Raw genomic sequence first — 25,440 nt, 5'->3', positions numbered from 1 at the left:
TCAGGCGTAGCTGTACTGGTGCTCACTTCACGCTCTCGCTTCCCGTCGGCTCCGGCGTCGTCAGGTCGATCGCCGGGTGGTGGCAGGCCGCCAAGTGCGTTGATGCGCCCAGGAGATCGGGGGGCGTCGTGCGGCACACCTCCGTCGCCATCGGGCAACGGTCCGCGAAACGGCAGCCCTTGGGGAAGTCGGCGGGGGAGGGGACCGTGCCCTTGATCTGGGTCATGCGGACCGCCGCCGACTCCAGTGACAGCACGCTGCCCAGCAGGCCCCGGGTGTAGTGGTGGGACGGGGAGCCGACCAGGTCCGCCGTCACGCCCGTTTCGACGATCTGGCCGCCGTACATCACGACCACCCGGTCCGTCACGTCCGCCACCAGCGCCAGGTCGTGCGAGACCAGGATCAGGGCGAAGTCCAGTTCCTCGCGCAGGCGGAGCAGCAGCTCGATGATCTGCGCTTGGACCGTTACGTCCAAGGCTGTGGTCGGCTCGTCCGCCACGATCAGCTTCGGGTCCCGGGACAGGGCCATCGCGATCAGGACCCGCTGGCGCTGGCCGCCCGACAGCTCGTGCGGGTAGCTGCGGAGGGTGCGGTCGGGGTCCAGGCCCACCAGGCCCAGGAGTTCCTGCGGTGTGCGGTGGCCTCCCCGTCGTACCACCTGCTTCAGCTGCGAACGGATCGTCATCGCCGGGTTCAGGGACGACAACGCGTCCTGGTAGATCATCGCCATCTCGTGGCCGAGCAGCTTGCGGCGTACCCGCATCGGTTCCGCCAGCAAGTCCCGCTGGTTGAAGCGGACTTGGCCGTGTACGCGGGCACCCTTCGGTTCCAGGCCCATCACCGTCAGTGCCGTCAGTGACTTTCCGCAGCCCGACTCGCCCACCAGGCCCAGGACTTCGCCCGGGTGGACCTCGAAGCTGATGCCGTCGACGATGTCCACGCCCGCGTGACGGGCGTCGAAACCGATGGCCAGGTTCTCAACCGCCAGTATCGGTAGGCCGGTTGGGACCGGGCGGGCTCGTGAGCGAAGGCGTTGCGCCGCCTGCGTCAGGCCAGGGAGGGCCAGGACCTTGCCTGTTCCCGGCTCGGGAGCCTCCAGGGGGTCCTCCTCCTCGCGGACCTCCACGTCCCTCGCCGCCGGTGCCGCCCACGCATCCGACACGCCTTCGGACAGGACGTTCAGGGACAGGACCGTGATCAGCATCAGCAAGCCCGGGAACACCGTCGCCCACCAACCGCCCGTCAGGACCATGTTCTTGCCGTCCGCGATGACGCTTCCCCAGGACGGGTCCGGCGGCCGTACGCCCGCGCCGATGAACGACAGCGACGCCTCGAAGACGATCGCCTCCGCCACCTGCACCGTGCAGAACACCAGCACCGGCGCCGCGCAGTTGATCGCCACGTGCTTCAAGACGATGTGCGGCGTTCTGGCTCCGATCACCCGTTCCGCCGTCACGTAGTCCTCGCCGTACTGGTCCAGGACGTTCGCCCGGACCACCCGCGCCACCGGCGGCGTGAACAGGAACGCGATCGCGCAGATCAGGACCGTGATGCCACCGCCGAAGACCGCGACGAGTACGGCGGCCAGCGCGATGCCCGGGAACGCCATCACCACGTCCAGGCAGCGCATCAGCGTCTCGTCGACCGCCTTGCGGGACGTCGCCGCGATCGCGCCGATCAGCGCGCCCACCGTCAGGGCCAGTGCGGTGGCGCCGAGGCCGATCGCCAGGGACCAGCGGGCGCCGTACATCAGCCGGCTCATGATGTCGCGGCCCAGGCTGTCCTGGCCCATCCAGTGCTCGGCGGAGGGCGCTCCCGTGCCGCCGATCAGGGGCTGTTGGTCCAGCGGGTCGTCGGGGGCGACGTACGGGGCGAAGACCGCCACGAACACCACCAGCGCCAGGAAGCAGACCGCGATCCGGGAGAGGACCGGGAGGCGGCGCCAGCCGCGCAGCCGGATGCCGGGGCGGGAGAGGAGGGCGGCCAGGCGCCCCCGTTCGAACATCATGAACATCCGGCCGCACCCCTCGTTCGCGTGAACGGCATGAACATCAGGCACAACATGGTCATCAGGCCGCATCCCTCAATCGCGGGTTGACCAGGAGATAGAGGATGTCGATGACCAGGTTCACGACCACGAAACCGGTCGCCGTCGTCAGGACCACTCCCTGGACGACCGCCGGGTCGCCGTTCTTCACGGCGTCGATCATCAGCTTGCCCATCCCGGGGAGCGAGAAGATCGTCTCGATGACGACCGCGCCGCCGAGCAGGTAACCGACGCGCAGGCCCAGCACCGTGAGCGGGTTGATCAGCGCGTTGCGCAGCACGTTGCGGCCCACCACCACCCTCGGTGGCAGGCCGCTGCCGATCGCCGTACGGACGTAGTCCTTGTCCAACTCCTCGACCACCGCCGTACGGACGATGCGCGTGAGCTGCGCCGCGACCGGGAGGGAGAGCGCGAGGGCCGGGAGGGTCATCGTCTTCAGCCAGCCGGTGAAGGAGTCGGCCGGGTTGATGTAGCCGCCGGTCGGGAACCAGCCCAGGTCGACGGCCAGGTACTGGATCATCAGCAGCGCCAGCCAGAAGCCCGGCGCCGCGACACCCGTCAGTGACACGACGCGAATGATCTGGTCGGGGAGGCGGTCGCGGTAGATGGCCGCCGTGATTCCGCCCAGCAGGGACAGGACCACCGCGATGGTCAGGCCCATGAAGGTGAGCTGGATGGTGAGCGGCAGGGCGGTGGTGACCTGCTCGATCACGGGCGCGCGGGTCAGCGCGCTGGTGCCCATGTCGCCCTGGAGCAGGTCGCCGATGAAGTGGAAGTAGCGGACGAGGAACGGATCGAGCAGGCCGTTCTGTTCGCGGAAGTCGTGCAGTTGCTGCGGGGTCGGGTTGGCGCCCTGGAAGAACGCGGAGGCCGGGTCGACGTCCGAGAACCGCATGACGAGGAACACGAACAGCACGATGCCGAGCATCAGCGGGACGAGCAGGACGATCCTGCGGGCCAGGATTCTGGCGATGGCGACCACGTACGAACTCCCGTACAGCTAGCGGTGTTTGGTGGCAGCTATGGCTAGACCCACTTGGCCTGGAGGAGGTTGATGCCCGGATACGGCTGTGCCCTTATCCCCGCGAGCTTCTTCGGGTCCCAGGCCGTCATCAGCTCGTTGTGGACGACCGGATAGAGCACGGCCTCCTCGGCGACGACGTCGATGTAGTCCTGGATCATCGCCTTCTTCTTGTCCGGGTCCGGCTCCTGCGTCGCCTGGTCCATGTCCTTGAAGAGCTGCTTGGCCACGGAGTTGTCGGCCCAACGGGCGTAGCCCATCCAGAGGTTCTGCGGGCCGTAGTTGTAGTGCATGATCAGGTCTGCGTCGAGGCCGAACTGGTTGGGGTTCGAGGCGGCCGACACGACCTGGTAGTCCTGCTTCTGGTCCATCTTCGTGAACACCGCAGTGGTCTCCTGCGGGTTGAGGGTCGTCTCGACGCCGATCGCGTCCCAGGACGCCTTGATGGTGGGCAGGCAGTCGACGATCCAGCTGACGTTCACGGACAGGATCTCGATCTTCAGCCCGCTGACCCCGGCCTCCTCCAGGAGCGCCTTCGCTTTCTCCGGGTCGTAGTCGTAGACCGCCTTTGCCGCCCGGTAGCTGGGGTTGGCCTCGTTGAGGAAGGACGACGACGGCTTGCCGTGGCCCTTGAGCGCCACCTCCACCATCTTCTCCGTGTCGATGGCGTAGTGCAGCGCCTGCCGGACCCGTACGTCGTCGAAGGGCTTGCGCTTGGTGTTGAACATCAGGAACAGGTTGTTCATCCCCGCCCCGCCCTGGACGTCCATCCCCCCGCTCTTGAGCTGCTGGATGTTGGCGTACGGGATGTTGTCGGCGATCTGCGCGCCGGCACTGGACCCCGAGATCTTGGCGACGCGGGGCGCGGCATCCACTATCGTCATCCAGTTCATCTTCTTGAACGCCGCTTTGCGCGGACCGTTGTAGGCCGCGAACGCCTCGAACGTCGTGTTCGACTTCGGGTGGTGCGCGGTCTGCCGGTACGGCCCCGAGCCGATCGCCTTTCCCTTGATCGCGTCGTCCCAGCCGCCCGGCTGGGAGAAGACGTGCTTCGGCATGATCTTCGCCAGGGTGAGCCGGGAAACCCCTTCAGGGAAGGGGAACTTCAGCACCAGCTCGACATTCTGCGCGTCGACCTTTTTCACTTCTTTCAGCCAACTGGCGAAAAACCCCTTGGCGAGTGTCTGCGTGTTCGGATCAAGGATTCGATCGAATACGAAGACCACGTCGTCGGCGGTGACCGGCTTTCCGTCGTGGAAGGTCGCCCCGGCCCGCAGCGTGAACTTCCAGGAGGTGCTGTTGAGATCCCCGGGGACCGCTGTGGCGAGCGCTGCGTACGGCTCGCGGGAGATGGGATCGGTGTCGAGCAGACCCTCGTAGATGTGGTTGTTGGCGGCCATGGAGAAGGCGGAGGCCGTCTGTGTGGGGTCCCAGCTGCCGTCGTTGCCGTAGCCGATCACGGCCGTGAGCGTGCTGTTCGCGCCCCCGGTGCCGCCCCCGGTGTCGTTGGTGGACTCCGGCCCGGACGAACAGGCCGACAGCGAGGAGGAAATGGCGGCGGCACCCAGCGCGCCGGTGTACTTCAGGAACGACCGGCGGTGCGGGGCGGTCGATACGTCGGGGGTTGTGCCGCGGGTCACGTCGCGCACGATTCCTCCAGCGGGGTGGGGTCCGAAAAGGTGAGGAGATACGACGTCCTACGTCATAGGGGGCAGCGTGACCATAAGAGGGGCGGTGGGGCCGGTCAAGAGATCGCACACGAATGGCGTATCTGCCAAAGGTGCGACCAATGACGATATGAAATTCAGCCGACGGTACGTCAAGGGAGCTGCGAATTCCGGGTAGTTCCAGGTAGTTGGATTTTGATATGCCTGGAGGTGGGACGTGGGATGTCCGGCGAGCGTACGATGCGCCGCATGTCTCAGGAGTCCGGGAAGCGGCGCCGGCCCGAGCGGCGGGTGAGCGGCCAGGTCCAGCGCGAGGTCATGCAGTTGATTCTCGACCGCAAACTCCGGGCGGGCGCACCGCTGCCCACCGAGGTCGAGCTGATGGAGACCCTCGGGGTCAGCCGCAACTCCGTCCGCGAGGCCCTCAAGGCGCTCCAGGCCCTCGACATCGTCGAGATCAGACACGGTTACGGGACGTACGTCGGCCAGGCCTCGTTGACCCCGCTGGTTGACGGACTGACGTTCCGTACGCTCGCCCGGCACGACGGGGACGGCGCCGCTCTCGCCGAGATACTCCAGGTCAGGGAGGTGCTGGAGGACGGGATGATCCGGCGGGTCGCGGCCGTCCTCTCCGACGCGGAACTGGACCGGCTGGATTCGGTCGTCACCCGGATGGAGGAGGCGGGCCGCGCGGGCCGGCGCTTCCCCGAACTCGACCGCGAGTTCCACGAGGCGCTGTACGGCCCTCTCGGCAACGCCCTCGTGCCGCAGCTGCTCGGCGCCTTCTGGACGGTGTTCCGCCGTGTCTCGGGCGCCCGGGGCTGGCACGACGACCCGGCACCGGAACTGACGGCCCGCCGGCACCGGGACATCGTCACGGCGTTGCGCGCCCATGACGTGGAGGGCGCGCAGCGGGCACTGGCGGTGCACTTCCGGGGGATCGAGGCGCGGGCGGCACAGGAGTCGCGGGGGGTGGGCTGAGGGCGGGTGTGCCGGTACGTGAATGGGGGCGCCGTCCCCTGTGCGGCGCCCCCACTCACCTTCCCGTCGCGCCCCGGCCTACGGCAGCGTCTTCTCGTACTCCGAGTCGTCGTCCGAGTCGTAGACGACCGCGCCCGTGCTGTCGTACCCCTTGACGTGCGGAGCCTGGGTGACCTGCTGGTTCAGGGTGCCGGAGGCCACGAACCAGCCGTGGTCCAGGGCGGCTTCGCTGGTGTCGCCGCCGTACGAGACGGTCACCCGGGTCACGTTCGACTCGATCCGGCCGATGGAGCCCCAGCGGAACGGCAGTTTCCAGTTGCCCTTGTCGATGAACGACTGCTGGTAGAGCTTGCCGCCGTTGATGTCGGGCATGACCGGGCCGCCGTTGTCCAACTCCAGGCCGCCGGTGCCGCTTTGCAAGCCGCTCGCCTCGCCGTCCTTGATGTTGCAGATCACCTGGGTCAGCTGCGGCTGCTCCGTCTGCTGCTTCACGGCGACGACGAAGAAGCCGTCGCCGGGCGAGTTGGAGTCGCCGGTGCTGTTCAGGGCCAGGATGATCCGGTAGTCGGCGGAGTCGCCCAGATCGCTCGGTGCCGCCGCCGACCCGCCCTGCCGGCTCTCACGGTTCCAGTCGAAGCACTTCTCCAGACCGTCCGAGGCCTGCGCCAGCGTGATCCCGTCGAGCAGCTGCCCGGGTGTCGCCGGTCCGGCCGGACCAACGGGCGTCGACTGGACGGGAGTTGGCGTAGCAGACGGCTGCGAGGCGCTGACGGAGGGCAGCGGCGCCGCCAGACGCGTGCCCCCCTCGCCGCTCCCGCCCAGCGCATACGCCCCAACAGGCGCCGCCGCCAGCGCGACCAGGACCGCGCCCGCTGCCGCCACCCGCCGCCGTCGCTCCATCGCGCCTCGACGGCGGATCGTCGGATACGGCGCCGCCGAGGGCCGGATCGTGTAGGCGTCCTCCGCCATCAACTCGCGCACCTGTGCTTCGAAGTCCTTCCCGGGTTCGCTTCCCATGTGCTGCTGCCCTGCTACTTGTGCCTGTTCCGACTGTTCCGACTGATCCGGCTGCTCAGGCCGCTCTTCCCCGCTCACCGGACGCCTTCCCGAACGTGAGACGTGTGACTGGGCTCGGGCCCGGGTCGGCCCACGACCTGCGCCAGCCCCGGATACGTTCGCAACTTCGCCAGCCCCTTGGACGCCTGGCTCTTGACCGTGCCCTGGGAGCAGCCGAGCGTGTCGGCGACCTCTCCCTCGGACAGGTCCTCCCAGTAGCGCAGGACCACCACCGCCCGCTGCTTGGGCGGCAGTTGGGCGAGCGCGCCGAGCAGCGCACTGCGCTCGTCGGCCCAGGAGACGGCCTCGTCGCGGCCCGCCGTCTCGGGCGGTGCGTCGGTGAGCGACTCCCGTACGCGCCGCTTGCGGAACCGGTCGCTGTTGCAACTGACCAGCATCCGGCGGACGTACGCCTCCGGATTGTCGCTCCGCGAGACCCGCCGCCAGGAGCGGTACGCCTTCGCCAGCGCCGTCTGCGTCAGATCCTCGGCGTGATGGGCGTCGCCGGTCAGCAGATACGCGGTGCGCACCAGATGGGACCACCGCGCTCTGACGAAATCATGGAACTGGGCCTCTAGTTCGGCCTGCATCAAGCACCCCCTCGCCCACCAGACCACCGTTTCTCCGGAATCGGTTGCCCGGGAGTCGGAGCCGGGTTCGAATGTACGGACGGGCGAGCAGGGGGACATGCGCATGGGTGAGCGGGCCGACGGCCGATGGGACGAGGGGGACGCGGGTGTGCTGCGGCTGCCCTCCGGGCGCCTGATCAGGGGACGCGGCCTGCGCCGGCCCCTCGATCCGACGGCGCCGGTCCCCTCGTACGCCGTCTATCTCCTCGGCAGCCAACCCCCCGAAGTTCCCTGGGAGTTCCGGTGGCTCCCCTGGCCCGACTTCCGCCTCCCCAAGGACCGCGTGGAGGCCCGCGCGGTCCTGGGCGAGGTGTGGGAGCGGGCGGCGGGGGAGCGGGTCGAGGTCGCGTGCGAGGGTGGGCGGGGGCGTACGGGGACGGCTTTGGCGTGTCTCGCGGTGCTGGACGGGGTGCCGGCGGGGGAGGCCGTGGCGTTCGTGCGGGCGGGGTACGACCGGTGGGCGGTGGAGACGCCTTGGCAGCGGCGGTATGTGCGGCGGTTCGGGTGAGGCAGCCCGGAGGCTGGGGATCAGAGCTGCAGGGTCATGACCAGGCGGTCGGCGTCTGGCCCGAAGTAGCCCTTGCGCGGGGCCGGTTCGGCCTCGAAGCCGAGTGATCTGTACAGCTCTATCGCGGCCGTGTTGGCCGGTTCGATCGTCAGCAGCACCTCGCGCACGGCGTCCTTGCGCAGTCGGCGGAGTACCTCCTCCATCAACTGTCGGCCGTGTCCGCGCCTGCGCTGGTCACGGGGGACCCCGAGGCCCAGTATCCAGCCGCAGCCGACGTCCCGGGGCATGCCGGCCAGGACGTAGCCCTGGAGGCCGCTCTCGCCGCCGTCGAGGACGAGCAGGTGGTCCGGGTACAGGTCGAAGAGCTGGCGGAGCATGAAGAAGGAGTACGGGCTTTCGGGGAACGCCTCCTTGTCCAGCCGGGCCAGCTCGGGCAGGTCGGCCTCCTGGATCTGGCGGATGAATGGTGGTTGAGCCGTGGTCGGCAGGGGCGACGGCAGGGAGGCGAGTGACGGGAATCGATCCTCGGGAAAAGTGCTCATTCATCCCCCTGTTGTGACGAGTTCCGCAGTTCTGTCAGGAGGCTCCCTAGCGCCGTGATGTTGATCCCGTAAATCATGGACTTGGGATCTCCCGGGGAAAAGTACAGGCTGGCCGTACTCAACACAGAGGCATCTTGGGCGGCATTTGACCCGCGTGCATACGTCGATGCCAACTATCGTGTATTGCAACACGAGGACGCCGAGATCATTTCGATCATGCGAGATCACTTCGGTGACTGCTTCCGCGAGCACTACCAGGACCATGACCCGGTTGTCGGGATAGATGTGGCCGCGGGTGCCAACCTCTACCCCGCGCTGGCCATGCTCCCGTGGTGCAAGGAGATCACGCTCGTCGAGCGCTCGCCGGCGAACCTGGCCTACCTGGAAAGCCAGTTGGAATCCTACGACGAGAACTGGGACCAGTTCTGGGCGGCCCTGTGTCAGAACGCCGAGTACCGGGCGTACGACGGGGATCCGCGGGAGATGTCCCGCGAGGTCGTGCGCGTCGAATCCGGCAACCTCCTCGACGTCGACCTCGGCGGACAGCAGGGCCCATGGTCAGTCGGGACCATGTTCTTCGTCGCCGAGTCGATGACGACCTCGTACGAGGAGTTCGGCCGCGTGGTGGCGTTCTTCATGCGCGCGCTGGCTCCCGGGGCGCCCTTCTTCGCGGCGTTCATGGAACACTCGAAGGGCTATCACGTAGGTGATCAATTCTTCCCCGCCTGTGACGTGGGGGAGCTGGAGATCCGCCAAAGCCTGGAGCCATTCGCTGGAAGGGAAGAAAAGCTGCGAATCCGGCGGCTGCCTCATCCGATGAATCTGCGGGAGGGCTATTCGGGAATGATCGTCGCCTACGGGTGCCGGAATTAAACATTCGGGACAGTGCGGCCTGTGTGAGGGGGGCATGGCATGCAGATCAAGCCACGCCAGCATCTGCTGGACGTCTGGCAGGCGGTGGGCCGTCACTCGTTCGACAGTGGCGGCTGGGCCTGGGGCAAGTGGGGTGGGCAGAGCAGTGTGGCCGATACCGAACGGCTGCTGTGCCTGCTCTACCCGGCCACCGAGATTCCCGCGTTCCGGCTCGACGATCCGGACACCACACAGGAAGACGTCCAGAAGGCGCTCCGGAAGGCCGGCGGCCGGCTGGAGATCCCGGTCAACGTGCTGACGGCCACCGCCGAGTTCATGCGCAACCACACCGGCGACGACAAGAGTCCGACCTTCGCGGGCGGTTACTACTTCCACTCCCGGGACAGCGCCCAGGACCTTACCCCCGAACAGCGTGAACTCGGCGTGGTCGACAGCTATTCGATGTCGGTCACCCTCTGTCTCGCCACGCTCGGCTTCCTCAAGGTCTACGAGACCAAGACGCGTCGCACCGAGGTGCTGGAACTCATCCGGGAACTCCGGACGGCCACCAGCACCAGGCTCACCGCGGCCATGGTCAGTCTGCTGCGCTCGTTCACCGTCAACGTCTTCGACATGGACTCCTCGCAGGGCCGGACGCTCTCCGAACTCCTCGGCCAGGGACGGCTGTCCCAGCGGATGGTCATGCAGAGGTTCCAGCGCCGCTTCGCGGCCCTGCGCGCCATCGTCGGCGAGAGCCTCGTCCTCGGAGTCGACGTCGCGGAAGGCCTCGCGGACCCCAACCAGCTTTTCGAATGCGGCTGGGCCTGGAGCCTCGTCGAGGACGCGCCCGAGGTGGAGACCGACGAACCGATCGGCTCCCAGCCGCCCGGCGTGGCCAACGCAGTGCCCTACCTCTACTTCACCGTCGTCGCCCTCGACGGCATCGCGGACCTGTTCTCCGACCGCACCCTCACCCTGGGCCTGCTCAACGCCGAACAGCAGAAGCTCGCCGAGGCGTTACGACTGCGCTGGGAGATCACCCAGCAGTACTGGTCGGCGATCGCCCGCTTCGACTCCGACTGCTGGCCCCTGGAGGACATCCCCTGGCGTACGACAGGACAGCAACTGGAGTCCGAGTACTTCTCCCTCTCCGTCGCCGCCATCCTCGTACACGACTTGGTACGCCGCCGGGCCACCGACGACGACCTGACCCGCACGGTCGGCATCATGGAGCGGCTTGCCGAGCGTGGGCGCATCACCAGCAGGATGACCGGCACCGACAAGGTCGTCGAGCTGCACAACCCGGGGATCATTCTGCCGCTCCAGGGCAGTGAACGCACAGGGCCGCCCATGCAGTGGCGGATGAACGACTTCTCCGCCCAACTCCTCAAGCGGACCATCCAGTTGTGCACGCTCTCCCGCAACCCCGTCTCCCACGACCGGCTGCTGCGGCTGGCCGAGGACATCTTCGGGCACATGTGGAGGCGCCGGATCGGGGGCGGTGACGGCGTCGATCTGTGGGACAACGTGCACGCCGTCTACCCCGAGTCGCCGGCCACCGACCACCCGGTGTCCTGGACCATCACCGAACGCGTCACCGAATGCCTGGTCAGCGCCCACCAGTTGTACTCGCAGTCACCGATCCGCAGCCCTGAACTGGGCGTTCTGGCAAGGGCATTGCTCAGCGAGTCGGCCCATCTGCTGGGCAACGAGCAGATGGAGTCGGCGCCTGCCGCCGACGGCAGGCGCGGTATGGACCTCAGGGGCATCGAGGTCAAACTGCGACGCGCCCGGCAGCTCGTCGACGAACAGCCGGGCACCGCCTGCGCGTTGACCCTCGATGTGCTCGGACAGCTCGACGCCCTTGCCCGCGCCCGCGACGCGGCGACCCAGGGGGAGTGAACCATGCTTGTCCTCGCAGCCTCCGACAAGGGAGGCACGGGCCGCTCGGTCACCAGTGCCAACCTCGCCTACCACCGGGCGATCGCCGGTGACGACGTCTGCTACCTCGACTTCGACTTCGGCTCGCCCACCGCCGCTGCCGTCTTCGACGTGGACATAGCGCAGCGCGAGGCCGGCAGCCGGGGCCTGTACTCCTATCTGGAGGGCGAGGTCGGCGAGCCGGCCCGCGTCGACGTCTGGGCGGAGACCGAACACCGGGTGCTCATCAACCGGCCGGCCGGTTCTGGACATCTCGTGCTCATGCCCGGCGACCTGGGCGGCGGAGAGTTCGCCACCACCGGCGAGAACCTGCGACGCTGCGTCGACCTGCTGCTGCGCCTCAACGCCGAGTTCGACCTGATCATCGTCGACCTGAGCGCCGGACGCAGCTACGCCGTCGACATGGCCCTCAACGCCACTGCGGAACGGCAGTTACGAGGTATCGAGGCCCGCTGGCTGATCTTCCACCGCTGGACCCGCCAGCATGTGATGGCCGCCGCCGGGCTGGTCTTCGGCCCGCGTGGAATCATGGCCGGCGGTGTGGCCCGGGGCCACACGGAGGAGGCGCTGCGCGGCGCCATCCGCTTTGTACGGACCGCCGTACCCGACCTCGAGTCCTCCCTGTGGTCGCAGGTGGCGCCCACCCAGTCGGCGTGGATGCGCGAGTGCGACGCCGGCCTCCAGGCGCTCGCCTCCAACAGGGGCATCGGATACACGCAGGTGCTCGGCTCGGTACCGCTGGATCCCGTCCTCCAATGGCGAGAGCAGCTCATCACCGACGAGGACGTCCTCGACAGCCAGATCGCCAACGTGGAGACCTGGCAGGCGATGAGCGACCTCGCCGGACGGCTCACCGACGACAAGTACTGGGGGCAGTCGTGACCGGCCCGGTGTTCCGCGAGACCGCGGCCGACCCCCGTACCCAGTCCGTACCACTGTCCCATCTCTCCCTGGAACTGGGCCACTTGTACATGGAGGACTTCGAGGCCGGCCCCGGGCGGCTGCGTGAGCACTTCGCGGAGGTACGGGTCTGGGTGGACGCCGCGAAGGCATCCGCCGCCCGGCGGCTGGGCGGCAGACGGCCCCGGATCAGCACCTGCTTCCTCATCGACGACTACTTCAGCCGCTTCTCCACCCCCGCCGAACTGATCCCGCTGGTCCTCGCTGAGGCCGACCGGGCCGGACTCACCATCGACTACCTGGCGCGCGAATCGGGCTGCGCCGTCGCCGACCAGGTCGAACTGGCCGAGTCCGTGATGCACCGCCTCGTCGAGTCCCCGCCGCCGGGCACCTACGGCTCCCGCCCGCCCGTCGGCGACACCGGCTGGCTCGCCAACGGTCGGCGCACCCCGGCCTCGCGCACCGCCATGGCCGACGTCGCCGAGTGGCAGCCACCGCACGAGACCGCGGCCCGGATCCACTCCGTCTTCATGGACGTCGAGCTGTGGTCGGAGAAGGACGGCGGGCGCCTGTGGTCCTGCCCGTTCCTCGCCCCCGTCTGGCAACTGGCCCGCCTCGGCCTGCTGCGTCACTGCGGGGAACCCGTGTTGGTCCCGGGCGCCCGGCCCACCGGGGGCTTCCCTCACGATTGGGACGAACTGCCCCCGCTGCTCCAACTCGCCGACTCCGCACCGCCGTTCTTCGCCTACCGCACCTGCACTCTGGCGGCGAACCGGTTCCTGGCCGTCAAGGACGCAGTCCGGCTCCTCCTCGACCAGGTCGACGTGGACGCCGGTGCGCTCGCCCAGGTCGACGAGTGCTCCGCCCGCGAGGGCGCGCCGGTGCCGGAGGCGGTCGCGCAGCGCGTCGCGTACGTCTTCTACGAGGAGCCCTGAGATGAGGCCCCGGGAAGAGACCGGGCCTCCCGTCCTCGCCTGCGGCGAGGTGCGCACCTGTCTGCTGCCCGCCTTCCAGGCGTTGGACAGCCGCACCGCCGTCCAACTGCTCAGGCTGCGTGCCGACGACCGGGTCCGGGTGTCCGAACGCCCCAACGCGTACGTGCTCTCCCCGGACGTGCTCACCGGCGTCGACTGCCCGCTGCCCACCGCCAACGGTGCCAAGGTCCGCGCCGTCGGTACGGTGGCTACCCGCGCCGCGCTCACCGAGGGGCGCGTCCTGCAGACCACGGCCTACTTCCGTATCCCGGCCACCGGAACCGACGTACGCCGTCCGTGGGGGCACTACCTCGTACGGCCCGGAATGCTGGAAACCTTCGGGAAGCTGCCCGAACAGGCCGTCGTGGAAGGAATTCTGAGGGGCAGTCAGCGAGGGTCGCTGGATCTCGGGATGATCGCCGAGAACCTTCTCGCCCGACTGCTGAGGTATCCGCTGCTCGACCACAAGGTTCCCTTCAAGTCCCGGCACACACACCTGCGTTGGGCGGCACTGCGGGCTGCGGACGGCGCGGGGGCGTCGATCGAGAGCTTCATGGTGTCCGAAGAGGGCCTCAGGACCGTGCGGTTGCGGGTGCCGGAGGGTACGGAGACAGTCGCCGTGGCGGGGCTCTGCGAGGACTTCGCGCTGCACGACTGGCTGCTCACGACCGTGCTCCGCATGCTCGACGGCAGTCGGACCGGGCCGGAGGCGATGCTGGTCCTTCGCCCCGCCGTCGACCATCTGCTGCACGTGTGGATGCCGCGCGCCCGAGTGGACCGGGAACTCGGCCACCTGTGGGACGTGCTTGAACAGGAACCGGGCTTCACCCGCCAGTGGCGGAACCTGGTGCATCGTATCCGGGACCAACTGGCCCTCCAGGCCATTCCGTTACTAACAGAACGCTGGCCTTGAGCTGACTCGGGGACAACGAAACGCCTCACGGGGGAGGCTGAAGTGAACAGAGCAGAACGGGCGCGACCGGCCGCAGCAGGAGCAGTTGTGTGACTCACGCCAGGGAACCCGTGGATCCGCCATCACAGAAACGACAGAGCGTGCTGGGGCCCAGTGACGCCACCGATCGCGTCGCGGCCCCTTCCGCTGGTTCACCAAGATCAGTGAATTGAAGGTGCGGACGGAGGGTATGACTTCCCCGCTCGAACTCGATTCCAGCTCCAGGGGGCGCGGTGGATTCCGAGTCGAATCCGGCGGAGGCAGCCGTCGGCTTGACGATCAGAGAGTTGACAACGGTCGCGGAGTTCGAAGCGGGGGATCGACTGCAGCGGCGGGTGTGGCGTATTGACAGGGGGTCCACGCCCGTCCCCGCCGAAGTACTCAACGCGGTCTCGCACAGCGGCGGATACGTCGCCGGGGCCTTCACCGACGACTGTCTCGTCGGCATCTCGGCGGCGCTCGTCGGCCGGCAGGACACCCGTCGAGTCTTCCTTCTGGAACACATCCTCGCTGCCGAGTACAGGGACGCGGGCATCGGCCATGCGCTCAAGGCCGACCAGCGCTCCTGGTGCCGAGCACGCGGTATCGACTCGGTCCGCTGGACCTTCGATCCGCTGGTGAGTCGCAACGCCTATATCGCCCTGGCCAAGCTCAGGGCCGATGTCCTCAGGTACGTACCCGACTTTTACGGACCGATGGACGACGGAGTCAATCTCTGCGACGAGTCGGACCGGCTGTTGGTGACCTGGCCGCTGGACCGGTCTCACGACCAGGAGCAGACCGGTCGTTCCGGAGACGCCGAGTGCGATCCCCACGAGTGGCGCCCGTTGCTGTCGATCGACGGACGCGGCCGGCCGAAGATACACCCGTGCACCGATGACGTCCGGATGACCTGCGCCGTGCCTGCGGACATCGAAGCCGTACGGCGGCAAGATCCGGTCCTTGCCGGCTTGTGGCGCCGGGCCTTGAGGGAATGTCTCTTCGGAGTCCTGGACAGTGGCGGCCGGATTGCCGGTTTCACCCGCCGCGGACAGTACCTCGTGACCACGAGGGGCACGGAGGCATGACCGTTCCCGTCGTCGCACCGTCCGAGGACGGCACCCCCTGGCTCGATCCGCAGCCCGGCGGCGTTGGGGTGCTTGTGAGCTGGCGCGAGCCCGGCGGAGCCATACGTCTGGCCTCCGCAGGCGCGGACCGCACGGTCCGCGTCTGGGACATGCGCTCCGGCACACCTCTCGGCCCCCCGCTCGTCGGACACACCGCTTGCGTCGGCGCTCTCACTCACTGGACGGACGACACAGGGGCGGCCCGTCTCGCTTCCTCGGGCGAGGACCATACGGTTTGGATTTGGGACCCGGCTCGCGGCACCGCCGTCGCCGGGCCTCTGACCGGACACACCGAGTGGGTCATGGGCCTGACGAACTGGACTGCGGCCGACGGTTCGGTCCGGCTTGCCTCGGCCAGCGCGGATCGTACCGTTCGAATTTGGGAAGCTCGGACCGGAGAGCCCCTCGGAGAGCCGTTGGTTGTCGGCTCGGGCGGCTTGTGGGCGGTGGCCACGCTCACCCTGCCGGACGGCACGGTGCGACTGGCCGCCGGAGGGGACGGCGGCGTCGTCCACTTCTGGGACACACAGACCGGCGAACCTGTAGGCGAGATACCCCAGGCATGTCCCGCGGGCGTGTACTCGCTCTCGGCTTGGCGAAGCGCCGACGGCTCTGCCCGGCTCGCCGTCGGCGGTATGGACGGCACCGTGCAGGTCTGGGACGCCGAGGGCCACTCCGTCTGCGGGCCGATGACAGGTCACACGGCGGCGGTGCGCGCGATCGCGGTGTGGACCGCGTCCGACGGCCGCATACTGCTTGCTTCGGCCGCCGCGGACGGCACGGTTCGAATCTGGGACGCTGCGACCGGTTCCGCCGAGGGCGAGCCCTCCACCGGCCATCTCGGCTGGATGCCCGCAGTGGCCGCATGGTCTGACGATCACCGCACCCCGCGACTGGTCACGGCAGGAGACGGCGGGACGATACGGCTGTGGGATCCCGAGACCGGCGATGACGTGATGCAGCCTTTGATCGGCCACGTCGCCGGTCAATGGGCGTTGACAAGCTGGACATGCGCGGACGGAGCCGTGCGCCTGGCCTCGGCAGGGGACGACGCCGTCATCCGCATCTGGGATCCCGAGTCCGGAACGCCTGTAGGGGCGCCCCTGGTCGGGCACACCGCCGGAATCTGGGCCCTGACGAGCTGGACTCGAGCGGACGGGCGATCGCGGCTCGCCTCAGCCGGGGACGACGGCACCGTCAGGGTGTGGGACCCCGACACGGGCGCCGCGCTGCATGCGCCGCTGCCCGGGCAGGCGGCTTGGCTGCCGGCGCTGGCATCCTGGGCGGGCCCAGACGGCGAATGGTGTCTGGCCTCGGGAGGTACCGACGGGATCGTGCGCGTCTGGAACCCGGAGACGGGCGCGCCAGTGCGCGAGTGGGCATCCGGTGCGCCGTGGATTTTGGCCCTGTCAGCGTGGACGAGCGCCGACGGGGCGCCGCAGCTGGCCTCGGCAGGGGACGACGGTCACGTGCGTGTCTGGGACCCCGCAACGGGGGCGGCAGTTGGTGCGTCGATGGCCGGCCACACCGCTTGGGCGCGAGCGCTGGCGGTATGGACAAGATCCGACGGACGACCCGCGCTCGCATCGGCCGGTTTCGATGCCACTGTCCGCACCTGGGACCCGGAGGCCGGTGTCGCGGTGGGCGGCGCGCTCACCGGTCACACAGCACGGATCGGAGCGCTCACAGGCTGGCAAGGCGCAGACGGCGGCATCCGCCTGGCTTCCGGTAGCGACGACGACACCATCAGGCTCTGGGACCCGCGTACGGGGACTGCGGACGGTGAGCCCTTGGTGGGACACACCTCGGGTGTCTGGGCCCTGACGAGCTGGACCACGGCCTCCGGGGACGCGCGGATTGCGTCGGCCGGATACGACGGCACGGTGCGTCTGTGGAATCCGCGGACGGGTGAAGCCGTGCGGACGATCGAGACAGGTCCGGTGACGCTCTGGGGTATGTCCGACGCCCCGGCTCGAACGGATCTGCTCGGCCGCAGTACTCTCGCCGAAGCCGTGGCGCACCAGGCATTCCGGTCCGGCGACACGGAGATGGACACGGCCGGTCCCACCGTGATCAGTGTGGAGGGCCCGTGGGGAAGCGGGAAGAGCACCCTCATGACCTTGGTGCGCGACCTGGCGCCTGGCCCGAATAGCCCCGCCGCGGCCCCGCTCACCCGTCCGATGACCGTTCGCGAGGCACTGAGGCTGATCCGCGGGTACGGTCGGCCCCGACCGTCACAGCACGCGGACGCCGACAGGACGGGGATCGTCACCGCCTGGTTCAACCCGTGGTTCTACCAGTCGGGGCAGCAGGTATGGGCGGGACTGGCCAGTGAGATCATCGAGGCCGTGGCGCCCGTGCTCTACCCCAGTGACAACGAACGCGAGCGCTACTGGCTCATCCGCAACCTGGACCGCATCGACCGCTTCGCACTGCGGAGGCTGCTGCATCGGCGCACCGTATCGCCGCTGCTCGGGATCGGCTTCGCCGCCGTACTGCTGCCCTTTCTCCTCGGCCTGGCCGCGCTGAATGGGCCCTTGAGCATCCTGGACACCGGCTGGACGGCCGTCGGCCTGCCGTTCGTGGTCGCTGTCACCTTCGTGCTCGTGGCCCTGATCCATTCGCTCTTCCTGTACTGCTTCGGCCGCGCCTCCCGCTACATCCCCGGCGCCATGCTCCGCCTGCCGATACTCGACGGCAGCGACCCCGCCAATGTCCTCGAACGCCCTGATCAGCCGGCCGACCCTCTCCGCCAGGCCACGGCCGGCTCCCTCTACCTGCTTCAGCACGACATCGGTGGACTGCTGGCCGACCTGGCCGCCACGAGGAACGAACTCGTGGTGTTCATCGACGACCTTGACCGCTGCCGCAGCGACACCGCCGCAGAGGTGTTCGAGGCGGTCAATCTTTTCCTGAGCGGCGTCGCGACGAGCCACGGGCTGCGTGCCCGCTTCGTCCTTGGCCTTGATCCGTCGGTGGTGGCCACCCATTTGGACGCTTACACGGAAGCGACCAGGGCCGATTCGGGCGTCTACGAGCAGGACCCGAGTCCTGGCTGGGCGTTCCTGCGCAAGCTTGTGCAACTGCCGGTTGTGCTGCCTCAGGTTTCTGAACAGGGAGTGGCGCGATTCGTGGAGGCTGTGACTCGTCTGTCCCCGGCCCGCCCGGCTCGGGAGCCGGCGACCGCTCCGGGCACGCAGAGCCTCGCGGTCGGGGAGCGGACCGCTGCTGCCGTGCGTGCCGCACAGGGGTCAGGGTCTACCGGCACGACGGCTCGCGGCCCTGGAACGATACACAGGCCCACCCGGACCTCAGTACTGGCCGTTCGTACCCTCGAACAGCACCCCAGGATCCAGCAGTTGCTCAAGGAACGGATCGCAGACCTGGACGAGCCGTCGATCCGCGAGGCGAAACGGTTGCTGAACGTCTGGCAGCTCTACGAGCGAGCGCTGATGGTGGACGAGCCGCTTGCCCGTTCCGAAGAGGCGGTGGAGCGGGCATGCCTGTTGGCGTACGTCGCTGAGATCGTCGTCCGGTGGCCCGCGTTGCAGCGGCGGTTGCACCGCCGGGTGGACGGCAGCCATGGCCTTGGTCTGCTCGCGGCGGCAGCCGAGAACGATGAACTGTGGGCCGTCGGAGTGGAGCGGCTGGGGCTTGGCCAACCCGCACTGGCGCCCGCGTTGAGCGGTCTCAGGCACCTGCTGCGCGAGCACGACGGGGTTGCGATCGCACGGCTGGCGAGCCGGGTCCTGTGAGCCGGCCTCACGTCTATGACCCGAGCAGCCGGTTGCTTGCGAGCCTGGCCTCGCGGTACCCGGGATTCTCGACGGAGGAGCCCGTATCTCTCCCCTCCAAGACGTCGCAGACTGCTCCAACGGCTCGCATGGAAGAACGCAGGTCGGCTGCTGTGGTGTGAAAGCCGGTCTGTGGCAGGCAGAGAAACCGCTCGGGACCGAGTGAGACCAGGCGCTGCCACGGCGGCGTGCGCCGCAGCCCGTCACTTGCCGCCCGGATCCCCCGACGTTCGATGGCATGGTGCAGGGCCACCGGGTCGACGAGATCGGGGTGCCCGGTGTTGATCAACAATGCGCCCTCCCGCATCTGACAGAGCTGGACCTCACCAATCTCCGGTGGCTCCCCACGTGCCGGACCGGGGCGGTGCAGGGTCACCACGTCCGAGGCGGCGAGTAGCTGCGGCTTTTCCAGATAATGTGCGGAAACGGCTGCTTCGAACTCCTTGTTGCGGCGTGGCCCCGTGTAGATGACGCGCATACCCAGCCCTGCCGACGCAATCGCGGCCACCCGGGTGCCGATGCGGCCTGGCCCGATGACACCGAGGGTCAGGCCACGCAGTTCCAGGGCAGCCGGCCCCATGGTTTCGGGAGCTTCGAGCCCGTCCGGTCCTGGCCGCGCCACCGAACCGAGAAATGGCCGCGCCAGTGTCAGCATCAGCAGCGTTGCGAACTCCGCCACGGAGTCGGCGTTCGCACCCGGTGTGCAGGAGAATGCGATGCCGAGTTCGAAAGCACGCCGCCAGCCGGGGATGAAGCCACGGAAGTCGGAGCCGACGAAAGCCACTGCCTCAAGCAGTTCGGCGTTCTCGAAATGCTCTGCCTCGGGCTCTTCGTACCCGCCGACGACGTACCCCGAGACACCACGGAGCGCCGTATGCAGCTCAGCGTTCGTGATCTCGTCCTGACTGAGCTTCCGCAGGGTGAATCCACGCGCCTCCACCTGCTGGAGAGCCTCGAAGGCGACCAGCGAAGTGCCAGTCACCAACACGGTCCGACCGGCGCTGCTCATACTGCTTCTCCTTGGACCTCCATGGACCGCGCGGCGCTGTCCAGGAGGTCCAAGCCTCGGTTGAACAGCTCTTCGTCTCGCAGCAACGGTATTCGTATCCACTCCGCGCCGGGATTGTCCCCGTCATTGAAGGCACGGTCCCAATGGAACCGGTCGCCGGGAAGAACCTCGACCGCCCGGCTCCGGCAGGCCTGGATGATGGCGTCGCGCCGCGGCCCCCAATGCAACCAGCCGACGCTGGGCTGAAAGCCGCGTGGGCCGGGCACTGAGTGCTTGAGACCGTACTGATGCTCCAGACGCGCCAGATTCGCCGCCGCGATGCGTCGGGCGCGGCCGACCTCCCCCTGAGGTCCGTCGTCCTCCAGCAAAGCTGCGAGCATTCTGAGGTTCAGCTCCGAAACATTGAGGAGTATGTCCGAGCAGATCGAGCCGATTCTGTGGGCGAGGCCGCGGGAGGCGGCAAGGATCCCGACTTTGGTGTCGTGCAAGGGGATGGTCTTGCCGGTGTCGTCGACCGTCACCGCGTCCGCGCCGATACCGTCCGCCATCTCGATCAAATCCAGCCGCAGGCCCGGGTCGAACATGCGGAACGACGTATCGAGGACGAGCGTCGTCCCGTGCCGCGCCGCCCACTCCAGCAGGGCAAGTACCTGATCGGGCGGTAGTAATGCGCCGGTCGGATTGTTCGGCGCGACGACAATGAGTGCTCTCAACCGCAGCGAGTCGAGGTAGTCGAGGTCGCACACGGGCAGGACGCGGTGCTCCGAAATCGGGGAGAGCTCCAACCCGCTCCTGGCGAAGAGGGCGGGGACGCTGTCGAAGGTCGGCGTGATCATTCCGATGGGGCCCTGCTGCGGTCGCAGGTGCTTGGCGACCACGTCCAGGGCGACGGAAGCCGAGTAGGTGAGGTGAGAGGAGCCCTCACGGTAGTACTGGCCCGTGTGCTGTGTGAGAGCCTCGCGGAACGTGGCCTCTGCCTCGAAGTAGTCGGATCCGCTGTCGGAGAGGAGGCCGTCGATCGTCTCCGACACGCGGCGGACGGAGGCGGGAGACAGGGACTGGCGTGCGTGCGCGTCGGCCAGATTGAGGGTGCCTCTGGTCAGTGCGGGCCACTCGTGTTCGGTAAGCGTGTGCCGGGGCCGGTGCGTGCTCAAGGACCCACCTCGCAGACGACCAAGGAGAACTGGCCGCGTCGTGAGTAGGCGCCGCACTCGAGGATTTGGAGGCTCTCCACACGACTGCCTAGGTGGTCGAGGAGCATCCGGGCCGTCGCTTCGCGGGCATCGGACCCGTCATCGGCCGGCTCGTGTTCGAGGATCACGGTGACGTTCCTGTGCTTGCGCGCCGCATGGATGGCGACGCTGGTCGCGACGTCCTGGTACGAGGCGAACTTTGTCAGACCGGACGAGGCCCGGGCGGCTTCAGCCGACTTGAGGATCGTCATGGCGTCGGCGTACAACTCGGGAGATGCCTGCGGGCGAGGAGAGCTAAGGCCAAACGGTGGGGAGGTGTACAGGACGGCGTGCCGTGCCTCGACGTGTAGTTCGTCCCAGACGGCCGTCTGCGTCGAATCGGCCCACAGCACGAGCGGGAGGCTGGGCGCCGGGGCGTGGCGTTCCAAGTCATCGAGCATATCGGCGCGGGAGACTGGCCGGTCTGTGTCCGCGTTCAGCCTGTGAGTCACAGCCAGACACGAGACCACCGCCTTGTCCTGGTCGGGTGTTTCGTGACTGACCAGGACCTCTCGCGCGTGCTCCGCAGTGGCTGTGGACTTGGCCAAACAGACGCAGGCCAATACGGGGTCCAGTTCGAGGCCGAAGAACGGCATGCCGAGCAGCCGTGCGGCGTAAGCCGAGCTCCCGCCACCCGCCAGCGGGTCGATGAACAGATCAGCCTCCGGACACAGATCCCGGACGATCCTCATGGTCGTGCGGACATTGGAGGCGTTGCGGGCCTGAAACCATCGATCCACCGGTTCGTGCGGATCAGGAAGATAGTTGATCAGACTCCCAGGTAAACCGTACGGCTTCGGCACGGGTATCACAGAGTCAGCGCCCCTTCCCGAGCCAAGATTCGGGTGCCCACCCCGGTGTAGATACCCATTGGGCCGATGGAATAAGACTACAAATAAGATGTTGAAGGAGACCCGCTCTCGGTGGCGCTGTGTTCGGCCTCCAAGGCGCGGAGGCGGTCGGTGACTTGGGGTCTGTGGCAGGTGTCTCTGTTGCCTGTGCCGGTGCGTTCGCCAGCAGGGTTGCGGCGCCGTAGGCCTTCAGGGAGTGGCGGGGAGCTCCCAACCTTCTGTCCTTCCGCGTCTTCGTGCGACGGTATGGCCCGGTCTGCGACGCCCTGTGCGCGTGCTCGTGGTCGCGTTCCGGGAATCGCGGGGATCATTTCCAACCCGCCGGCCACACCCCCCGCCCACGCCCCCGGCACCACCCAGCTTCTCGTCACCGTTTCCGGATAGAGGCCCTGGTGGACGACGTGCGGGAAGGCGGGTAGGAGCAGCAGTAGCGCGCAGACCGGCGCCAGCAGGTCTGACGCCATGACCACTCCGCCTACGAGGCGGGCCTGGTGTCCGCCACCGAGCGCAGATAGGCGCCGAGTCGAGCGATCGCCGACGGGTTGCGGGGGCTTTCGACGAGGTCCACGTAGTCGAGGACGAAGATGTGCTTGTTCTTGACGGCCGACACGTTCTTCAACGGGGCGTACGACAGGAGGAACTTGCGTTTCTGTTCCGCGCCGACGTCCCCGTAGTTGCAGATGACGATGACGTCGGGGTCGCGCTCGACCACAGTCTCCCAGCCGACCGTCGTCCAGGAGTCGTCGAGGTCGTTCATGACGTTGACGCCGCCGGCCTTGCTGATGACCTCCTCGGGCGCGGCGTACCGGCCGGAGGTGAAGGGCGAGTCCGTGCCGCTGTCGTAGAGGAACACCTTCGGACGCGCGCTGCCGGTCGGCGCCTTCGCCGCCACCGCCGCGACCTGCTTCCTGAAGTCCGCGATCAGCGTGGCCGCGCGCTGCTCGACACCGAAGAGCTTTCCGAGGTTGGTGAGGTCGGTGTAGAGGGCGTCCAGCGGCGGCATGATGCCCCGCGAGGTCTTCGTACGGCCGTTGCGGCAGGACTCGGTGAGGACGTACGAGGGGATGCCGAGCTTCTTCAACGTGTCCGGGGTGAAGCCGTTGTCGTCGCGGAAGCCGTAGTTCCAGCCGGCGAAGACCCAGTCGCCGCGGACGTCCAGGACGTTCTCCTTGGTGAGCTGGTCCTTGGACAGCCACTTGACCTTGGAGTAGCCGTCCTTCCAGGGCACGTCGGTCAGGTCGCCCTTGTCGTCGGGCATGGCGAACCCGGCCATCCGGTCCTCCAGACCGAGCGCGAACATCAGCTCGGTGATCCCGACGTCGTTCGTGACGACCCGCTCGGGCACCTTGTCGTACGTCACCTGCTGGCCGCAGTTGGTGAGGGTGACGGCGGCGGAGGAAGTGGACGCGGAGGCCTTCGCCGAGGGCTTCTCCACGGTCGCACCGCATCCGGCGGTGAGGAGAGAGGTGGTCGCGAGCAGGGCGGCAGCTACAACTGGCTTGCGCATAAGGGAGGTTCCTTACCGGGAAGGCTCTTACAGGGAAGGCTGGCTCTTACAGGGACGACTTGGGGAGCAGATCGAAGAGCAGCTGCACTGCACCCGTCTCCGGATGCCGCACCGGATGCGCGCGCACCCCGAACACCTCGGCCAGCAGCGCCGGTTGGAGTACGTCGTGCGGCGGGCCCGACGCGACGAGGCGGCCCCCGGCGACGACGTACAGCAGATCGCAGTGGGCGGCGGCGAGGTTGAGGTCGTGCAGGGCGGCCAGGACGGTCAGGCCGCTCGTCCGTACCAGGGACAGGACGTCCAACTGGTGGGCGATGTCGAGGTGGTTGGTGGGTTCGTCGAGGACGAGGACCTTCGGCTGCTGGGCCAACGCCCGTGCGATGAGCACGCGTTGCTTCTCGCCGCCGGAGAGGGCGAGGAACCCGCGGTCGGCGAGATGCGCGATGCCGGTCCGTTCCAGGGCCGTGTCGCAGATGTCGCGGTCCCCGGCCGCCGTGCGCCCCTGATGCGGCAGCCGCCCCATCGCGACCACCTCCGCGACGGTGAAGTCGAACTCGGAGGACGACTCCTGGGGCAGCGCGGCCAACACCCGGGCGGTGGCCCGCGGTTCCATGCCGTGCACGTCGACGTCGTCCAGCCGTACCGCACCGCCCGCCGGCCGCAGCGCCCGGTACACGCACCGCAACAGGGTCGACTTCCCGCTCCCGTTGGGCCCGACGAGCCCCACGAAGGCCCCGCTGTCCACCCGCATCGTGATGTCCTCGACGAGCCGGACCGCCCCCGCGTCGACCGACACACCCTCCACATCGAGCCGCATGCCGTCACCGCCCCCCGAACGCGTAGCCGCCGCGCCGCATCAGCAGCAGGAACGCCGGTACGCCGACCACGGCGGTGATCACCCCGACGGGCAGTTCGGCCGGCGCGAGCAGCAGCCGGGACAGTACGTCGGCCCACACCAGCAGTACGGCCCCGGCGAGCGGCGCGACCGCCAGCACCCGCCGGTGATCGGCGCCGACGAGCATCCGTACGACATGCGGGACCATGAGACCGACGAAGCCGATGGCCCCGCTGACGGCGACGACCGTGCCGGTCACGGCGGCGGTGACGAGGAACAACTCCCGCCGGAGTCTGGTGGGTTGGACCCCCAGGGCGGCGGCGGTCTCGTCCCCCATGGCGAGCGCGTTGAGGGACTCGGCGCGCCGGGCGAGCCACGCCCACCCGGCGAGGACGGTCACGGCGGCGATCGGCACCTGCGCCCAGGTCGCCCCGCCCAGGCTCCCGAGCAGCCACATCATCGCCGAGCGCGCCGCCTCGCCCCGGGCGGCCCCGAACACCATCACGGTGGTCACGGCCTCGAAGCCGTACGCCAGTGCCGTACCGGTGAGGATCAGCCGCAGCGGCGTGAGGCCGTGAGTGGCGGAGTGGGCCACGGCGTACACGAGGACCATGGCGGCGAGCGCGGAGGCGAAGGCGGACACGGACAGTGCCCACACGCCGAGTCCGGCGAAGGCCCCCAGCAGGATCACGGCGTTGGCGCCGACGGCCGCGCCGGACGAGATGCCGAGGACGAACGGATCGGCGAGCGCGTTGCGGACCATGGCCTGTACGGCCACCCCGACGGCCGCGAGCCCGGCGCCGACCACGGCGGCGAGCACCACCCGGGGCAGCCGCAGCTCCCAGACGATGGTGTACGAGGCGACGTCCTCGGCGCGGATCGTGCCCCCGGTGAGCCCGTCGCCGAGGAACCGGAAGACCTGCCCCCAGCCGATGCCGGACGCGCCAAGACCGACCCCGCAGAGCAGGGAGAGCAACAGGAGCAGTACCAGCCCAACGGCCAACGGCACGACGGGTGTTCGGCGCACGGGCGGCGT

Annotated in this window: 21 protein-coding genes; 9 read left to right on the top strand and 12 right to left on the bottom strand. The window is 68.4% G+C overall.

Features of this window, described 5'->3' with window-relative positions; translation table 11 throughout:
• Nucleotides 1-22 precede the first annotated feature (22 nt).
• The 3 genes from ACWDR4_RS02230 to ACWDR4_RS02220 all read right to left on the bottom strand — a co-directional run bounded on the left by ACWDR4_RS02230 (nucleotide 23) and on the right by ACWDR4_RS02220 (nucleotide 4,717).
• Nucleotides 23-2,005: a dipeptide/oligopeptide/nickel ABC transporter permease/ATP-binding protein gene (locus tag ACWDR4_RS02230; protein ID WP_450403323.1), complete on the bottom strand. Its 1,983-nt coding sequence runs from the start codon at nucleotides 2,003-2,005 to the stop codon at nucleotides 23-25.
• 64 nt (nucleotides 2,006-2,069) lie between these two features.
• A complete protein-coding gene (locus ACWDR4_RS02225; RefSeq protein WP_450402762.1) occupies nucleotides 2,070-3,029 on the bottom strand; it encodes an ABC transporter permease in 960 nt (319 codons plus the stop codon).
• A 44-nt stretch (nucleotides 3,030-3,073) separates the two neighbouring features.
• A complete protein-coding gene (locus ACWDR4_RS02220; protein WP_450402759.1) occupies nucleotides 3,074-4,717 on the bottom strand; it encodes an ABC transporter substrate-binding protein in 1,644 nt (547 codons plus the stop codon).
• A 267-nt stretch (nucleotides 4,718-4,984) separates the two neighbouring features.
• On the opposite strand from ACWDR4_RS02220, the gene ACWDR4_RS02215 reads away from it, so the two are divergent.
• Nucleotides 4,985-5,716, top strand: a complete 732-nt coding sequence (locus tag ACWDR4_RS02215; protein ID WP_450402756.1) for a FadR/GntR family transcriptional regulator — start codon at nucleotides 4,985-4,987, stop codon at nucleotides 5,714-5,716.
• Nucleotides 5,717-5,794: 78 nt separating this feature from the next.
• Here ACWDR4_RS02215 and ACWDR4_RS02210 read toward each other — a convergent pair whose 3' ends face one another.
• Nucleotides 5,795-6,733 (bottom strand): hypothetical protein, encoded by a 939-nt coding sequence (locus ACWDR4_RS02210; protein ID WP_450402753.1) that lies wholly within the window; start codon nucleotides 6,731-6,733, stop codon nucleotides 5,795-5,797.
• A 74-nt stretch (nucleotides 6,734-6,807) separates the two neighbouring features.
• The gene (locus ACWDR4_RS02205) at nucleotides 6,808-7,362 is read right to left on the bottom strand and encodes a SigE family RNA polymerase sigma factor (protein WP_450402751.1); all 555 of its coding nucleotides are present in this window, start codon (nucleotides 7,360-7,362) and stop codon (nucleotides 6,808-6,810) included.
• Between the two features lie 103 nt (nucleotides 7,363-7,465).
• Between ACWDR4_RS02205 and ACWDR4_RS02200 the strand changes: the two genes are divergently transcribed.
• On the top strand, nucleotides 7,466-7,909 hold the full coding sequence (locus tag ACWDR4_RS02200; RefSeq protein ID WP_450402749.1) for a protein-tyrosine phosphatase family protein: 444 nt from the start codon (nucleotides 7,466-7,468) through the stop codon (nucleotides 7,907-7,909).
• 20 nt (nucleotides 7,910-7,929) lie between these two features.
• Here the strand turns inward: ACWDR4_RS02200 and ACWDR4_RS02195 are convergent, their stop codons facing one another.
• On the bottom strand, nucleotides 7,930-8,451 hold the full coding sequence (locus tag ACWDR4_RS02195) for a GNAT family N-acetyltransferase (RefSeq protein WP_450402746.1): 522 nt from the start codon (nucleotides 8,449-8,451) through the stop codon (nucleotides 7,930-7,932).
• A gap of 75 nt (nucleotides 8,452-8,526) precedes the next feature.
• On the opposite strand from ACWDR4_RS02195, the gene ACWDR4_RS02190 reads away from it, so the two are divergent.
• The 7 genes from ACWDR4_RS02190 (at nucleotide 8,527) to ACWDR4_RS02160 (ending at nucleotide 18,931) form a co-directional block, all read left to right on the top strand.
• Nucleotides 8,527-9,324: an SCO2525 family SAM-dependent methyltransferase gene (locus ACWDR4_RS02190; protein WP_450402743.1), complete on the top strand. Its 798-nt coding sequence runs from the start codon at nucleotides 8,527-8,529 to the stop codon at nucleotides 9,322-9,324.
• A 39-nt stretch (nucleotides 9,325-9,363) separates the two neighbouring features.
• Entirely contained in the window at nucleotides 9,364-11,205 is a 1,842-nt protein-coding gene (locus ACWDR4_RS02185) for an SCO2524 family protein (protein ID WP_450402741.1), read from the top strand.
• Nucleotides 11,206-11,208: 3 nt separating this feature from the next.
• Entirely contained in the window at nucleotides 11,209-12,126 is a 918-nt protein-coding gene (locus ACWDR4_RS02180; protein WP_450402738.1) for an SCO2523 family variant P-loop protein, read from the top strand.
• Entirely contained in the window at nucleotides 12,123-13,079 is a 957-nt protein-coding gene (locus tag ACWDR4_RS02175) for an SCO2522 family protein (protein WP_450402735.1), read from the top strand. Before ACWDR4_RS02180 ends, ACWDR4_RS02175 begins: the two co-directional genes overlap by 4 nt.
• Nucleotide 13,080: 1 nt before the next feature.
• On the top strand, nucleotides 13,081-14,031 hold the full coding sequence (locus ACWDR4_RS02170; protein ID WP_450402732.1) for an SCO2521 family protein: 951 nt from the start codon (nucleotides 13,081-13,083) through the stop codon (nucleotides 14,029-14,031).
• A 326-nt stretch (nucleotides 14,032-14,357) separates the two neighbouring features.
• Complete coding sequence (locus ACWDR4_RS02165) at nucleotides 14,358-15,137, top strand: hypothetical protein (RefSeq protein ID WP_450402731.1); 780 nt, start codon at nucleotides 14,358-14,360, stop codon at nucleotides 15,135-15,137.
• On the top strand, nucleotides 15,044-18,931 hold the full coding sequence (locus tag ACWDR4_RS02160) for a P-loop NTPase fold protein (RefSeq protein WP_450402729.1): 3,888 nt from the start codon (nucleotides 15,044-15,046) through the stop codon (nucleotides 18,929-18,931). Before ACWDR4_RS02165 ends, ACWDR4_RS02160 begins: the two co-directional genes overlap by 94 nt.
• A 13-nt stretch (nucleotides 18,932-18,944) precedes the next feature.
• On the opposite strand, the gene ACWDR4_RS02155 is transcribed toward ACWDR4_RS02160, so the two are convergent.
• The 6 genes from ACWDR4_RS02155 to ACWDR4_RS02130 all read right to left on the bottom strand — a co-directional run bounded on the left by ACWDR4_RS02155 (nucleotide 18,945) and on the right by ACWDR4_RS02130 (nucleotide 25,431).
• Complete coding sequence (locus tag ACWDR4_RS02155) at nucleotides 18,945-19,979, bottom strand: 2-hydroxyacid dehydrogenase (RefSeq protein ID WP_450402726.1); 1,035 nt, start codon at nucleotides 19,977-19,979, stop codon at nucleotides 18,945-18,947.
• Entirely contained in the window at nucleotides 19,976-21,010 is a 1,035-nt protein-coding gene (locus ACWDR4_RS02150; protein WP_450402723.1) for a pyridoxal phosphate-dependent aminotransferase, read from the bottom strand. Before ACWDR4_RS02150 ends, ACWDR4_RS02155 begins: the two co-directional genes overlap by 4 nt.
• 119 nt (nucleotides 21,011-21,129) lie before the next feature.
• Nucleotides 21,130-21,903, bottom strand: a complete 774-nt coding sequence (locus tag ACWDR4_RS02145; RefSeq protein ID WP_450402721.1) for a hypothetical protein — start codon at nucleotides 21,901-21,903, stop codon at nucleotides 21,130-21,132.
• A gap of 634 nt (nucleotides 21,904-22,537) precedes the next feature.
• Nucleotides 22,538-23,569: an ABC transporter substrate-binding protein gene (locus tag ACWDR4_RS02140; protein WP_450402719.1), complete on the bottom strand. Its 1,032-nt coding sequence runs from the start codon at nucleotides 23,567-23,569 to the stop codon at nucleotides 22,538-22,540.
• A gap of 46 nt (nucleotides 23,570-23,615) precedes the next feature.
• The gene (locus ACWDR4_RS02135) at nucleotides 23,616-24,386 is read right to left on the bottom strand and encodes an ABC transporter ATP-binding protein (RefSeq protein ID WP_450402716.1); all 771 of its coding nucleotides are present in this window, start codon (nucleotides 24,384-24,386) and stop codon (nucleotides 23,616-23,618) included.
• A gap of 4 nt (nucleotides 24,387-24,390) precedes the next feature.
• Complete coding sequence (locus ACWDR4_RS02130) at nucleotides 24,391-25,431, bottom strand: FecCD family ABC transporter permease (RefSeq protein WP_450402713.1); 1,041 nt, start codon at nucleotides 25,429-25,431, stop codon at nucleotides 24,391-24,393.
• Nucleotides 25,432-25,440: the final 9 nt, after the last annotated feature.

It is taken from the genome of Streptomyces sp. NPDC000878 (assembly GCF_053599695.1).
The sequence above is the reverse complement of the archived record's forward strand: the minus strand, read 5'-3'. Positions and strand labels throughout refer to the sequence as shown.